The organism is Ruegeria sp. CDSA033 (genome assembly GCF_059612305.1).
The window spans coordinates 1-14864 of sequence record NZ_JBXWQI010000038.1 but is presented as its reverse complement, the minus strand read 5'-3'; the positions used below and the strand labels follow the sequence as shown (position 1 = coordinate 14864).

Genomic DNA, 14864 nt, shown 5'->3' with positions numbered 1-14864 from the left:
ATGTGATCGACGTCGCCGCTGGAGAGGAAATCCCGCGAAAAGGCGGACCGGCAATAACAAAATCCGACATCCTGGTCGTAAACAAAACCGATCTGGCGCCGCATGTTGGCGCTTCACTGGTGTTCATGGAAAGAGATGCAGTCGGAATGAGCAATGGACGGCCTTTTTTTGTTCACGTCCCTTCGTCACAAAAAGGGGGTTAGCGCAATTGTTGACCTCCTGGTGAAGCAGGGGGGATTAATGATTTTAGAAGTGACTTAGCTCCCGGAACGAAGATGCAAAATTGACGGTACCTGTCCTCGGCTCTGCCTGCGGATCGCAAAACCCCTGTCGAATAGCAATGCCTCGCCCCCATCCGCGTTCATCACGTGGCAGATCAGCAGGAACAGGCGTCTTCGGCCTCTGATCTGCAAATCAGCTCTGAATTTCCCAAAAGGAGATCTGGATCAATGAAATCGGTCTAGGTGCTTGATGAAGGAATTGAGGCGAAAATGGCAAGGTTCTGTCGCTGGTAGCAGAACTATGTGCGCCTTACATGGATGTGGAACGTCACTGTTTCCTGACTCAACCGACTTCCAAAACCTCAACAAATGGGTAAATTGCGTCTTTCAATTCTGACCCAAACGTCAAACATTTCTGACCCAATAACGGTAGCAGCCATTCATTGATGCTGCGGCTAAGGTCCGTTGTGAGCCCATTTTGCCGATTGCTGCAATGTGCACGAATGACCGCTGAACAGGTGCCGGCAAGGGTCCAGCATTCGCTTGTCAGCTAAATCCAATGCTTGATGGATTAATACGGTGTCCCTCAAAGCCAAATGCTTGGCGAAAATAATCAAACTAGCGGCTGATTAAACATAGCTCCGAATCCCACTTGAAATAGATTTAACCTAACATCGGAGACGCAATCATGACTGATTCAGATACAATTTTCTTTGGCTATCATGCTGATCCATCGCGCTCCAGCTCATTGCAGGCTGCTGCCTACACCGAGCGCAAGTGGTTTGACGCAGACCTTTGCGCCATCCTCTCCAAAACTTGGCAATGGGTATGTCATGTCGAGAAAACACGTGAGCCGGGATCTTATGTAACAGTGGATATTGCCGGCCAACCCATTGCAGTTGTGCGTGATAAAGAGGGTAAGCTTCGTGCCTTTTATAATGTCTGCAAACACCGTGCGCATGAATTGCTGTCGGGCGAAGGCAATATAACGCGGATCATGTGCCCCTATCATGCCTGGGTCTATAAACTTGACGGGCAATTGGCCCGTGCACCACATACCGAAAACCTCGAAGATTTCAGGAAAGACGAGATTTGTCTCGATGCAGTGCAGGTCGAGGAATTTTGCGGCTTTGTTTTCGTCAATTTGGATCCGATGGCAGCTTCTTTGTCAGAACAATCCGGCAACTTGGAAACCGAAGTGCGCCATTGGGCACCGGATGTGGATCAACTCACTTTTGGCCATCGTCTGACCTATGACATCAAATCCAACTGGAAGAACGTCGTGGACAACTTCCTAGAGTGCTATCACTGTCCTACAGCGCACAAGGATTTTTGTGACCTCGTGGATATGGATACCTACAAGGTTACGACCTACGGCATTTACTCCAGCCATATGGCTGACGCGGGCACAAATCCGAATTCCGCTTATGACGTGTCGAATGCCACCGTGAAAACCCATGCGGTTTGGTGGCTCTACCCAACGACCTGCCTGATGCGGTATCCGGGACGGTCAAGCATGATCGTGTTGAACATCATCCCTGTTGGGCCAGATCGGACGCTTGAAACTTACGACTTCTTCCTTGAGACGCCGGAACCCGACGCGATGGAGTTGGACGCAATTCGTTACCTGGATGAAGTTCTTCAGGTCGAAGATATCAGCCTTGTCGAAAGTGTGCAGCGCGGGATGAACACACCTGCGTTCACCCAAGGTCGGATCGTCAATGACCCGGATGGTTCCGGCAAATCCGAGCACGCCGTACATCACTTCCATGGCTTAGTCTTGGACGCTTACGCAAAAGGTGCTGTGTGACGCGACCAAACATCCTCGTGATAATGGCGGACCAATTGGCACCGCACTTCACTGGGGCATACGGGCACAAGGTTGCCAAGACACCCTACCTTGATGCGTTAGCCGCGCGCGGCATGCGCTTTGATGCGGCTTACTGCAATTCTCCACTCTGTGCACCTTCACGGTTTGCTTTTATGTCGGGCCAGCACATCAGCCGCATTGCAGCTTATGACAATGCATCCGAGTTCAGAGCCTCGGTGCCAACATTTGCGCATTACCTTAAATCGCTAGGCTACCGGACCTGTCTTTCAGGCAAGATGCATTTCGTTGGCCCAGATCAGATGCATGGGTTCGAAGACAGGGTAACAACCGATATCTACCCCGCAGATTTCGCGTGGACCCCGGATTGGGAAGCGCCTGATGAGCGGATCGATAAGTGGTATCATAACATGCAAACCGTCAAGGAAAGCGGTTTGGCCCATGCGACCTTCCAGATCGACTATGACGATGAAGTCGGCTTTGCCGCCAATCGCTGGCTCTTCGATGTTGCCCGAGACAAAGCACGTGGGAACGACGCGCCCTTTGCGATGGTGGTAAGCTTCATTCACCCGCATGATCCTTACGTTGCGCGGCCCGAATGGTGGAATCTTTATTCGGACGATGAGATCGACATGCCGTCCTTTACACCCGTGACGGAGGATCAGGACCCGTTCTCGCGTCGGTTGATGGATGGGATCGAAGCATCATATGTGCCGCTCAGAGACGAAGAAATCCGTCGCGCGCGTCATGCTTATCTGGCCAATGTCAGCTACTTCGACAGCAAGATCGGGGAGCTGATTCAGACCCTCGAAGAGACGGGAGAGTTGGACAACACCATAGTGTTTGTAACTGCGGATCACGGCGACATGCTGGGCGAACGTGGGCTGTGGTATAAAATGAATTTCTTTGAACACTCTGCGCGCGTTCCACTGGTCATGGCCGGGCCGGGCGTTGTAGTGGGGACAACGCAGAATGCAGTGTCGCTGGTCGATTTGCTGCCGACCTTTATCGATATTGGCGGCGGTAATGAGACGATGATCGGAGAACCGATCGACGGCCGCAGTCTAATGCCTTTGGCCCGTGGCGAATACGACCCAGTTGATGAAGCCATCGGTGAGTATTGTGCCGAGATGACGGGCTATCCCGTAATCATGATCCGGCGCGGCCCTTTAAAATACATTCATTGCGACAGCGACCCGCCGCAGCTCTACGACCTAAACGCTGACCCGCTGGAAACAAAAAATGTTGCCACAGACCCTGACTATGCTGACCCGGCAGCCCGCTTTGCAGCCGAAGTCGCGGAACGGTGGGACGGTAGTGAATTGCGAAAGAAGATTATCGCCACGCAGAGATCACGCCGCGCGTTACATGCCGCGATGGAAGCAGGTGCCAGCGAGCCATGGGATTACAACCCACCATCTGATGCAAGTCAGCAATATGTCCGCAACAACTTGGATTGGACGGTGGCCGCGAGTCGCTACCGCTATCCGCCTTTGAAGGATTGAAGCCAATGATGCTGAACGGAAAAATTGCCCTTGTGACCGGCGCGCGCGGTGGCATCGGGCGTGCAATTGTCGCGCGGTTCCTAAAAGAAGGGGCAACAGTATTTGCAGCTGACCTCACACCGGAAGGATCGTTAGACCAGCACGACGAAGATGGCAGTCATTTTGTTAAGCTGGATGTGACTCAAGAGGCAGACTCGGTTGCGGCGATGGATCATGTGCGCGCCACACAAGGAAAGTTGGACATCTTAGTAAACGCGGCCGGGATCGAGATCGAAAAAACGGTTGAAGAGACCACGCTGGAGGAATGGAACCAAAGCTTTGCGGTTAATTCCACGGGCACGTTCCTGACCTCGAAATACGCCATCCCATTGATGCGCGAAGCGGCGAAGACAGGGAATAGCGCAAGCCTCATCAATTTTGGCTCCTACGATGGGTTCATTGCTGATCCGGGCCTTGCGGCCTATTGCGCAACCAAAGGTGCAGTACACGCTTTGACCCGCGCAATGGCTTGCGATCATGGCCCCGAAGGTATCCGCGTAAACGCCATCTGCCCCGGCTATATCGATACCCCAATGCTGCAAAGCTTCTTCAACGGAGATGGATCTGGTGGCGGCGGCGGCAATATTGAAACGCTGCAACAGGCCGTGCGCGATGTTCATCCGACGCGCACCTACGGGACGCCACAGGACATTGCAAACCTGGTTAACTGGCTTGCTTCCGACGAAGCACGGTATGCCTCTGGCCAGTTGTGGGTTCTGGACGGGGGGCTGTCTGCACAAGTGCAGCAGATGAAGCTCTGATGCCCAAATCCGTCATCATCACCTGCGCACCCACAGGGGGCATCCATACGCCGTCGATGTCACCACATCTGCCGATTACGCCTGCCGAGATCGCGACAGCAAGTATTGAAGCGGCACAAGCCGGCGCGTCGATCATTCACTTGCACGCACGGCATCCAGAGACCGGCAAACCCGACCCCCGACCCGAGCTATTTCAGCAGTTCCTGCCTGTGATCAAACAGTCCACTGATGTGGTGATGAATGTCTCTACCGGCGGCGGTTTGGGTATGTCGATGGATGAGCGCCTGCTGGCCGCAACTTCGACTAGCCCAGAGATGGCATCTCTCAACATGGGTTCTATGAACTTTGGCATCTTTCCGATGCTGCAGAAATACACCGAGTTTCAGCATGATTGGGAACAGCCATTCCTGGAGATGACAGAGGACTTCATCTTTCCCAACACCTTCAAAACAATTCGTTACGCCATTGAAAAACTTGGTGGTGATCATGGCACCAAGTTCGAGTTCGAATGCTATGATCTTGGACATCTCTACAACGTCAAATGGTTCGTGGATCAAGGCCTGATCAAACCGCCTTTTTTCATTCAGATGGTGTTCGGCATCTTGGGTGGCGTTGGCGCGGATGCAGACCATCTAACCCACATGCACAACACAGCGGACAAGCTGTTCGGGGCAGAGAATTACGAATGGTCTGTCCTTGCCGCTGGCCGTCACCAAATGCCTTTTGCAACCCAAAGTGCATTGCGCGGCGGAAACCTTCGGGTTGGTCTCGAAGACAGCCTGTTCATTGGCAAAGGTGAGTTGGCCAAATCTAACGCGGAGCAGGTTACGCGCATCCGATCAATCGTAGAAAACCTTGGCCTTACGGTCGCGACGCCAGCAGAAGCGCGCATGCGGCTCGCACTAAAAGGCGGCGATCAGGTTGGGTTTTGAGGAGACGCTTATGCAGACGAAAATGTTGATCAATGGCGAATTGGTCGAAGGTACCGAAGAGGCGTTGGAAATCCTGAACCCTGCAACAGGCGAAATCATATGCACAGTAAAAGAGGCCAGCGATGCACAGACCGAGGCGGCAGTGCGCGGTTCGGCAGAGGCATTTGAGACCTTTTCGGGTACGACCCCCGCGGAACGCGCTGCGATATTGCTTCACATAGCTGAAATTATCGAGGCGAACAGCCAGGAGTTGGCAGAACTTGAGAGCTTGGATGTGGGAAAACCCTGGCCATCGACTCATGATGACGAAATGCCGCTGACGATCGATGTCTTTCGCTTTTTCGCCGGGGCTGCGCGCACCATGATGGGGTCTGCCTCTGGAGAGTATGTCGCGGGTCATACCTCGATGATCCGGCGCGACCCCATTGGCCCTGTCGCGGCCATAGCGCCGTGGAACTATCCGCTGATGATGGCGTCCTGGAAGATTGCCGCACCAATTGCAGCAGGATGTTCGGTGGTGTTGAAACCTTCCGAGATCACGCCGCTATCTACTTTGCGACTTGCAGAATTGTTACAAGATGTTCTGCCAAAAGGCGTGCTAAACGTGATTCATGGTCGCGGGCTCGGCGTGGGAAATACCTTGATGAACAGCCCGCAGATGGAAGGGATCAGTGTTACGGGCTCTCCGGCGACAGGCATGGCTGCAATGCGGGCTGCTTCCCAGAAAATTAAACACGTTCATCTGGAATTGGGCGGCAAGGCGCCGGTCATTGTCTTTGATGATGCTGATCTCGATGCTGTGGCCGAGACGATCCGATATGGCAGCTACTTCAATGCCGGTCAGGACTGCGCACAGCCTTGCCGCGTGATGGTTGCAGACAGTGTTTACGACAAACTTGTGGCTGCGATTGCCGATCAGGTTGGCCAGATCCAGACTGGTGCACCGAAAGCTGAAGGAACGGAAATGGGCCCGCTTGTCTCTGCGGCACAGCGGGATCGTGTGGCTGGTTTTGTCGATCGCGCACGCTGCAGCTCTGAAATCGTTTCCGGTGGGGCGTCTGGCGAAGAAGACGGCTTTTTCTACCAGCCGACAGTCATTGCCAATGTCGACAACACTGCAGAGATTGCCTGCAACGAGGTGTTTGGACCTGTTGTAACTGTCTCTCGTTTTTCCGAGGCAGAAGATGCGTTGAAGATCGCCAACAACGGACCTTACGGATTGGCCTCATCGGTTTGGACACGAGATGTTGGGAGAGCAATGCAAATGACGTCCAAGTTGCGCTATGGATTCTCCTGGGTAAACACGCATGGGGTCGCGACCCCCGAGATGCCATGGGCCGCGATGAAAGGCTCGGGCACAGGCAGTGATATGTCGGTCTATGCATTGGACGCTTATACTGCGATCCGTCACGTCATGGTGGCACACTGATGCGGTTGGCTGGAAAACGGGCCTTTGTTACAGGCGGCAAGCAGGGCATTGGGCGGGGCATTGTTGAGGCGTTCATGGCTGAAGGGGCCACTGTCATTACCTGCGGGCGCGGCCCTCAACCCGATGATCTGCCAGAAAACGTAATTTGGTACACACTGGATGTGTCTGACGCCGAAGCGGTTGCAGAGATCGTCAGTATAGTCGATGGGACTGATATCCTTGTAAACAACGCCGGCGTTCAGGTCGAAAAAACTGTGACCGAAAGCTCGGACGCGGATTGGGACTTAGTGATGGGCGTAAATGCGCGAGGCGTTTTTAACTGTTGTCGTGCCTTCATTCCAGAAATGTCGCAAGGTGGCTCGATCATCAACATAGGTTCGATCTCGGGCAATGCCGCGGACCCATCGATGGCGCTCTACAATGCGTCAAAAGCGTTTGTGCATGGGCTCACACGCTCTATTGCAGTGGACCACGGACCAGCGGTGCGCTGCAACGCGATCTGCCCGGGATGGATTGAAACGGGCATGCTGGATGCAGCGTTTGACCTCGCGCATGACCCGGAAAAGGCCAAATCCGACGCGCTGGCTCGCCACGCGGTCCAACGCTTTGGCAAACCTGCCGATATTGCAGCGATGGCTGTGTGGCTGGCCTCTGACGACTCGTCTTTTGCAACTGGCCAGTTGTTCACGGTGGACGGTGGCCTGACGGCGGCCTCCCCCCTTAATCCGGGACTGTCGTGATGTCAGAAATTGAAAGAACCGCCATTCTTGGAGCCGGTGTGATAGGGGCAAGCTGGGCCGCGTTGTTTCTCGCCTCGGGTCGTAGCGTGACGGTCTTTGATCCCGATCCGAATACCGAAGCATCCGTTCGCTCTTATGTCGAAAAAGCCTGGCCGGCACTGGACGAGTTGAACCTCACAGATAGGGCCACACCCGACGCTATCACTTTCGTTTCAACCGCCGAGGCGGCTGTCCAGGGCGCGCAATTTGTTCAGGAGAACGTGCCAGAAAGACTGCCAATCAAGCATTCGACCTATGCCGGGATTGAGCCAGAGTTGAACCCTAACGCAATAGTTTCAAGCTCAACTTCCGGCCTGACGCTTGAAGCTTTGCAAGAGGGATGGCGCGATCCCAGAAAATTGATCCTTGGTCACCCATTTAACCCACCGCATCTCATCCCATTGGTCGAATTGACCATCAACGATTCCACCGGTTCAGATGTCTTGGACCGCACAGAAGCTTTCTACAAAGACATTGGTAAGATCACGATCCGGATCAAGAAAGGCATGCCAGGACATGTCGCGAACCGTTTGCAAGCCGCAGTTTGGCGCGAAGCCGTTCATATGGCGGTCGAAGGTGTTGCCAGTGTCGAAGACATCGATAAAGCGATGTGGGCTGGCCCGGGACTTCGGTGGGCTGCGATGGGTCCGACAACCCTTTTTCACTTAGGTGCAGGCGATGGTGGCCTGCAGGCATTCTGTGACCATTTCAAAGACACATTCAATGGCTGGTGGGACGACCTGGGCGACCCTCGTCTTGATGAGGATGTCATCAAGAAACTGGTCGATGGCATTAACGATCAAACTCAGGGGCAAAGTACCGAAGAGTTATCAGCGCAACGCGACAAGATGCTTACAGCGATGCAAAAAGCTACCCAACACTTTCGGACTTGATGTCAGGCTTGAACATTGGCCAAGCGCGAAACTCGAACGGGGTGCGGCCTTCAATGCGATCCGCACTGGGTGTCAATCCAAATCGTTTGCGGTATGCCCGGCTGAAATGAACCTGTCCATTAAACCCTGATGCTTCCGCAATCTCGCTGAACTTAAGCTCAGTTTGCGTCACTAATCCGCGCGCGCGATCAAGGCGAATGTCGCGGTAATACTCAATCGGCGACTTATGGACATATTGCTGAAACAATCGGCTAAGTTGTCGTTGCGAAATCTTCAACCTCGCTGATATTTCAGGGATCGACAAAGTGGCTTCCAAGTGCGCCTCCATCAAATCGATCGCGTCCCTTACCACCCCAGAGGTGACGTACCCCAGCGGTTCCAAGTCTTTGGGGTTCTGTGATTGGCCTTCACCGCGCACGTTGTGATGAAAAAGGTATCGAGCAGATGCATTGGCGATACTTTCACCAGCGACAGAATGTACAAACCGCAATCCCAGATCGGTTGCTGCTGAACCCCCGCAACAAGTGAAAATCTTTCCATCCATAATAATCATGTTCTCTGACACGGTGGTGTCATGGGCCGTTTCGGCAAAGGCGTCGATGTGTTCATAGTGAACCGTTGCGGTCTTTCCTTTGAGTAGTCCAGCCGTCGCAAGTACAATCGCGCCGGTATCCAAACCACCAACAATTGCTCCACCCGATTCCCATTTCTGCAGGGCTACCTTGAATTGAGGTGTCCCGTGACGCTCAGGTGTCCAACTTGTACTCACCAGAACCATCCAAGGCTTGCGCCTCACCACCTCCGCCAATGGGGCAGTGTCAACGACCAAGCCGCTGCTGGATTCAATTGGACCACCAGGGTCTGAGACATAGGTCCAAGAAAATCGAGCCGAACCTGTCAGGTAATTTGCTACTCTGAATGGATCCACGAAAGAAGTTGTCGCCGAAACATTAAAATGCGAACTCACCAAAACAACTATGTCTAGCTTGCGATCTATTGGCTGCGTCATGGCCGATTTTGTAAAACAGCGTCCAAAATTGTCAATTATGTTTCGGAAATACGCAAAAAACACCAAAGTACTGAGGCAAGCACTGCCTAAGTGCGAAGGTTAGGCCGAGGGGATTGGATCTCAATCAGTTTGGACCATTCCAACGTATTTTTTCACCAAGTCCCTAACGATTACGTCGGAGGACCTTCTACCCGAAGGTCTTTGAATGTCCGCTTTCACAATAGTGGCAAGCAAGAAGGGGCCTAGGTTCCAAAGCAGCGTATCGCCTGAATGTATGAATTGATATTTCGAGCCCAAAGATGACTTAGCAAAATCGTGCTGTGCGCGTATGCGGCGCGAAGATCGCTGCAGCTGCGAACAGGTGCGCGATTAAAACTTTTGTTGTTTGCCAGCTGTGCCCTGTCTATAATCGACTGTTGGATTGTCCGAGGGACGGCAACATTTCGGCGAATTACTGCCACATTAATCTGTCAACTCTTAAGGACCGCCACGGGAGTTTTCCCGACGGAACGACGGGTTTTTTGGGCATCGGCATGACAATTACGTATCAAAAGTTCGAGCAGGGTCATGACCCTTTTGCTATGCAATCGTCTGATGTCGCACGCACCCCGGGGCAAAAGCTCCTTAAGTTGGTCGTTCAAATCCCTTGCTACAATGAAGAACAGACCTTGCCGCAGGTTGTGGCGGGTATCCCGCGCAGGATTGACGGTATCGGTCAAGTTTGGATTCAGGTGATTGATGACGGATCGACAGACAACACTGTCGAAGTTGCCAAACGGCTTGGTGTTGACAACGTCATTCAACAAAAGGGCAACAAGGGATTGGCCAATAGCTTTCAGATTGGAATCGAAAGTGCGCTCACAGCCCAGGCCGACATCATTGTGAATACCGATGGCGACAATCAGTATTGCGGCAGTTCGATTCCAGACCTTGTGCGCCCGATTGTCGACCGGGAAGCGGATATTGTTCTAGGCGATCGCAACCCCGGCACCAATCAAGAGTTCTCTAGGACGAAACGTTTGTTGCAACGAGTTGGCAGCTCTGTGATCCGTCGCCTTGCAGCCGTCGATGCAAGTGATGCGGTGACGGGATTTCGTGCCTATTCGCGGGATGCGGCCTTGCAGATTAATGTCATGACCCGGTTCAGCTATACGATTGAGACACTTATCCACGCAGGCAGGCAGGGGTTGATAATCAAATCAGTGCCCGTGCGCACAAACTCTGCGACACGCCCGTCACGTCTGTTCAAATCCACGTTCCAGTTCATCCGCAAACAGATTGTGACGATCCTGCGCAGTTGCGTCATGTATATGCCGTTGCGAACCTTCCTCTTGGCTGGGTTGATCATGCTGGCAATTGGCGCAGCCCCAATCGCTCGGTTTTTGTATTTCTATGCGTTAGGGCAAGGAGATGGGCATGTTCAGTCGTTGGTGCTGGGTGGCGTGTTTTTGATGGCTGGCTACGTGACGGTTCTTGTCGCCTTTCTAAGCGATACGATATCCACCAACCGGCGCTTGGCCGAGGCCACGCTGACCCGCGTGCGCAAGCTGGAAATGGCGCTCTCTGAAAACACGCAAGAGTCCGGACGTGAAACCCATGTCAGTGACTGATCGCGCACTTCCTATTCCGCAAAGACGACGTGTTGCTACCGCAGTTTTGATCAGCGCGGTGATGGGCGCTTTGGTCTATGGCTGGCTCATCTTTGGTTTCTTGGCGCAAATGGAGGTGAAGTCCTTTGGCTGGAGCCTTTATGACGAGGCGTTCCTGGCATTTTTGGATGGTCATCTCGACCTGCCCGCTCGTGTATTACGATATGAGGGACATTTCACACCTGACGGCACTGGGTTTCTCTATCACGGACTTGCTCCACTTATGACACGTCTGGTGTTCGCACCATTTGTTGACATTGCAACAACGCCCTTGGGGCCGTTTTCGATATGGTTCTGGAGCACGCTGGGCAGTGCGCTTTACTATGCAGCGTTTTACAAAGTGGCGGAGAGCGTTTGGCCCGCGTCGGGACGCAATGCACCGTTGTGGTCGACATACCTTGCAATTGCGGTCTGGGCCGGCGGGCCGGGGTTGATCATGGCCTCGAACGTGTCCCTTTATCAGGAACCCATTGCGGTCAGTTATGCTCTCACTGCGGGTGTCGTCTTTCTTTGGGTGCAGGTGGTCTACTCTGGGCTGCCGTTGCGCCGGATGATCATTGGAATGTCCGTTCTTGCAGCACTTTCAGTCCATGCGCGACCAAATGTTGCCGTCGGGCTTTTCACTGTGGTTCTGGCGGCCAGTGCGATCCTGCTTTGGCAAGAGCGCCGAATGGCCATCGCGCCCGTGTTAATCGCGCTCACTCTTCTTGGGGTCGGCGGTACAAGCTACACAGTATATAACTCCATGCGGTTTGGCGACACCGCTACAACACACGGCACATTTGCCAAGGGCCCGATACAACACGCCATGACTTTTTGGGGTTTTGAACAGGTCGACAGTGAACGCGCGGCGGCCTTTACAAAGTACGGCCGCTTCAACCTGAAAAGGATTGCGCCAAACGCGGCGCTTTACGGGTTTCAACCACCAGAGACTGTGATGCCTGCGGGAAACGCAATCGCAAAGCAGGCCTATTTTAAGGCAACGCAAAGCTGGCTTGGCAAGGTGCGCATCGAAGGTCCCGGAAGCGGTATTGTCTTTATGTGGGCTGTGTGGGCACTCTTTGCCACTGCTGGTCTTGCCGCGGGACGCACAGCCATCGGTCCTTGGACTGGGCTTGTCCTTGGCACGGCTACATCGGCGCTTGTCACGCTCTCTTATGCGACGGTTACGTTACGCTATCATGTTGATCTCTGGCCGCTTGTTGCAGCTCTGTCGATTGTCGGGATTGCACGTTTGACACCTCGTATTGTCACGGCCCCGATCTTAAGTGCCAAACCCATGGGGATCATTCTTGTTGTTTTCTTTGGCTTCATCGTAAACACCGGAATATCTCTAAAGTACGCCGCGAAATTTGCAGAAACTCCCGGCAGTGCCATGGCCGTATGGAGTTTTGATATGTGCCAGGACATTGCAAGCCGAAAAGCAATCTCGGAAGAGCGCATCGCAAAAATCTGTCGCTCTCCCAGAACGCTGTATTGAAAAAAGGGCAAAAGGAAAGAAGATGGTCGCTGCACGCATAGCAAAAAACACATATGTCGGTATGGCGCAGGGCCTTGGTAGTCTTCTGGAACAAACCCGTGTCATGCATGCCATCAAAAAGCGCGAAAAAGACTCCCGCGCGTTTCATTGGTTACACAGCCTTTCTGCAATTCACGACATGGAAAAGATGATCGCGCTGGACGTGCCGTGGTGGAGCTACAAAGCCATCGACGAAGCCAGTGCCATTTTGGACCGCACGGAAAATGCCCGCGTCTTTGAATATGGCGCCGGAGCAAGCACTGTTTGGCTCGCGCGGCGCGCAGCGTCTGTCACGAGTATTGAACACCACGCAGGATGGCACACCCGTTTGCGGCAATATCTCGACACTATGACCGGACTTGCGCCAGTTGATCTGCGTCTTGTCGAGCCGGATGCAACAAAGGCCGATGACCCGATCTATGCGTCGCGTAAATCAGGCGAAGTCGGCCAAAATTTTGAGACCTACGCTAAATCGATTGAGCAATCTGGAGACGCCTCCTTCGATGTGATCGTCATCGACGGGCGGGCACGTCAAGCCTGCTTGAAGCATGCAGTTGCCTCATTGGCACCAAACGGGGTCATCGTCTTTGATAACTCGCATCGCAGACGTTACCGCGCAGCGATTGACACTTGCGGCCTTGAGGCTCATCGCCATCGTGGCCTGACACCATCTTTACCCTATCCTGACGAAACCACGCTCCTCTTTCACCAGAGTTAGCGGGTATGAAGTTTCCACGGGTAAAGCGGCATACAGTACAATTCGCAGGTCTTTTGCTGATTGCGGCATCGCTGTGGTTCCTGGCACATGAGTTTTCGAAAAACTGGTCCAGTATTGGTGCTTGGCGACCGACTCAAGGCGTTTTAGCCATTCTTGTCATACTCTCGCTTTGCTATGGTGCATCGCTTTTTATCCTGGCCGAAGGCTGGCACAGAATTATCAACGGTTTTGGGCACGAGCCGCGCAGCCGGACCTATATTTCCTTCACCTCGTCGCAAATCGCTCGCTACATCCCTGGCAATGTCGCCCATTTGCTGGGGCGGGCAATTTGGTTGCGCGGTGGAGCGCTAAGCGATAGCGCGTTGGCCCGTGCCACTGCGATGGAAATTTCGATCACGCCAATCGGTGCGATCTGCGCATTGCTCCTGCTTAGTCCGATCTATCTGGCACAATATTTTAAGTTCTCTACAGTTGCGGGCTTTGCTGCTACTGTTTTTCTGGCCGGAGCGATATGTCTGACCCTTAGAGGTTTAATGCGCCTTAGCGGGCGCATTGAGTACTGGTTTCAACGCTTCTGGTCCCCAGTATTGTTATCAACGGCTTTTATGCTGATGTTTGGCCTTATCTTCGCAACGCTATGCAGCCTTGTAGAAGCCCAACCCGCAATACTTATGGTTGCGGCTGCGATTGCAGCATGGATCGCCGGTTACATAACCCCGGGCGCACCGGGCGGGCTTGGTGTGCGCGAAGCCGTTCTTATAGCTCTTTTAAGTGCCACTGCCCCAATAGAAACAATCCTGTTGGCTTCGGTTCTGTTCAGGATCGTGACTACGATCGGTGAAGTCCTTTGCTTTCTAACAGGCGCTCTGGCCGCCCTACGCATTGGTGTCTCCAGAGTGTAGTTTGATTGTTTAATAGATTCGCCAACGGTTTTTTTGGGGGGGGAGCTCAAGACGAATCGGGAATATTGGCCATCGACTTTTTTTGTGGGCCAGCGGGATTTGGACAAGCCAAACGCCACTGGCCGTCAGGGTGAGGGCGCTGCCCTCAACCGAGCCACTCTTCGCGTACGCAGCGAACGACCGCATCCGCCCATTCTCTTAAAAAAACGTGTTCTGGCGCTAAATGTAACGGCGTAGCTCGCACCGCCGCACTTGTTTTGGGGCCATCAGGGGTAAGACGCTGCCTTCCCCCTCGGGCAACCCTATTAGACAACACCGTGTCCTCGGCTGCGCCTGCGGGCCGCACCACCATTGTCGAATAGCATTGCCTCGCCCCCAATCCGCGTTCGCCACGTGACAGATCAGCAGGAACAGGCACCTTCGGCGTCTGATCTGCAAATCAGTCCTGATTTTCCCAAAAGGGAAGTCAGGATCATTGAAATTGATCCAGGTGCTGGATGAAGGAAGTGAGGCGAAAATGGAAAGGTTCTGTCGCTGGTGGCAGAACTATGTGTCGCCTGACATCAAAGTGTCGGGCGACACATAGTTTTGCCATTCAACGACAGCTAGGGTCAGGACTCATAGCCAATAGATAACGAGTGCTGCGAGGGCGATTGCTGACAGGAAGACCTTCGGGCACC

The 14864-nt window shown here is 53.5% G+C and carries 12 protein-coding genes and 1 pseudogene; 12 read left to right on the top strand and 1 reads right to left on the bottom strand.

Going from position 1 to position 14864, the window contains the following annotated elements; genetic code table 11:
* The 8 genes and pseudogenes from AC2FLA_RS21785 to AC2FLA_RS21750 form a co-directional block, all read left to right on the top strand.
* A pseudogene (locus AC2FLA_RS21785) lies at positions 1 to 261 on the top strand (GTP-binding protein); the annotation flags it as partial.
* 648 nt (positions 262 to 909) lie between these two features.
* Positions 910 to 2031 carry an aromatic ring-hydroxylating oxygenase subunit alpha gene (locus AC2FLA_RS21780; protein WP_496725263.1) on the top strand — a complete coding sequence of 374 codons (1122 nt, stop codon included), beginning with the start codon at positions 910 to 912 and terminating at the stop codon, positions 2029 to 2031.
* Positions 2028 to 3554 (top strand): choline-sulfatase, encoded by a 1527-nt coding sequence (gene betC / locus AC2FLA_RS21775; RefSeq protein WP_496725261.1) that lies wholly within the window; start codon positions 2028 to 2030, stop codon positions 3552 to 3554. Before AC2FLA_RS21780 ends, betC begins: the two co-directional genes overlap by 4 nt.
* Positions 3555 to 3559: 5 nt before the next feature.
* A complete protein-coding gene (locus AC2FLA_RS21770) occupies positions 3560 to 4354 on the top strand; it encodes an SDR family NAD(P)-dependent oxidoreductase (protein ID WP_496699849.1) in 795 nt (264 codons plus the stop codon).
* Positions 4354 to 5286: a 3,5-dioxohexanoate:acetyl-CoA acetone transferase gene (gene kce / locus AC2FLA_RS21765; RefSeq protein ID WP_109312331.1), complete on the top strand. Its 933-nt coding sequence runs from the start codon at positions 4354 to 4356 to the stop codon at positions 5284 to 5286. Before AC2FLA_RS21770 ends, kce begins: the two co-directional genes overlap by 1 nt.
* A 10-nt stretch (positions 5287 to 5296) precedes the next feature.
* Entirely contained in the window at positions 5297 to 6715 is a 1419-nt protein-coding gene (locus AC2FLA_RS21760; protein ID WP_496725259.1) for a gamma-aminobutyraldehyde dehydrogenase, read from the top strand.
* Positions 6715 to 7455: an SDR family NAD(P)-dependent oxidoreductase gene (locus AC2FLA_RS21755; RefSeq protein ID WP_496725257.1), complete on the top strand. Its 741-nt coding sequence runs from the start codon at positions 6715 to 6717 to the stop codon at positions 7453 to 7455. The genes AC2FLA_RS21760 and AC2FLA_RS21755 overlap by 1 nt, the downstream gene beginning before the upstream one ends.
* Positions 7455 to 8387, top strand: a complete 933-nt coding sequence (locus tag AC2FLA_RS21750; protein WP_496725255.1) for a 3-hydroxyacyl-CoA dehydrogenase NAD-binding domain-containing protein — start codon at positions 7455 to 7457, stop codon at positions 8385 to 8387. Before AC2FLA_RS21755 ends, AC2FLA_RS21750 begins: the two co-directional genes overlap by 1 nt.
* Here the strand turns inward: AC2FLA_RS21750 and AC2FLA_RS21745 are convergent.
* Positions 8365 to 9396: a GlxA family transcriptional regulator gene (locus AC2FLA_RS21745; protein WP_496725253.1), complete on the bottom strand. Its 1032-nt coding sequence runs from the start codon at positions 9394 to 9396 to the stop codon at positions 8365 to 8367. The genes AC2FLA_RS21750 and AC2FLA_RS21745 overlap by 23 nt on opposite strands.
* Before the next feature lie 533 nt (positions 9397 to 9929).
* Between AC2FLA_RS21745 and AC2FLA_RS21740 the strand changes: the two genes are divergently transcribed.
* Genes AC2FLA_RS21740 through AC2FLA_RS21725 form a run of 4 tightly spaced genes read left to right on the top strand, consistent with a single transcriptional unit; the run spans position 9930 to position 14184 of the window.
* On the top strand, positions 9930 to 11006 hold the full coding sequence (locus AC2FLA_RS21740; RefSeq protein WP_496725251.1) for a glycosyltransferase family 2 protein: 1077 nt from the start codon (positions 9930 to 9932) through the stop codon (positions 11004 to 11006).
* Complete coding sequence (locus tag AC2FLA_RS21735) at positions 10993 to 12525, top strand: hypothetical protein (RefSeq protein WP_496725249.1); 1533 nt, start codon at positions 10993 to 10995, stop codon at positions 12523 to 12525. The genes AC2FLA_RS21740 and AC2FLA_RS21735 overlap by 14 nt, the downstream gene beginning before the upstream one ends.
* Positions 12455 to 13282, top strand: coding sequence for a class I SAM-dependent methyltransferase (locus tag AC2FLA_RS21730; RefSeq protein WP_496725247.1), 828 nt, complete (start codon positions 12455 to 12457; stop codon positions 13280 to 13282). Before AC2FLA_RS21735 ends, AC2FLA_RS21730 begins: the two co-directional genes overlap by 71 nt.
* Before the next feature lie 53 nt (positions 13283 to 13335).
* A complete protein-coding gene (locus tag AC2FLA_RS21725) occupies positions 13336 to 14184 on the top strand; it encodes a hypothetical protein (protein ID WP_496725245.1) in 849 nt (282 codons plus the stop codon).
* Positions 14185 to 14864: the final 680 nt, after the last annotated feature.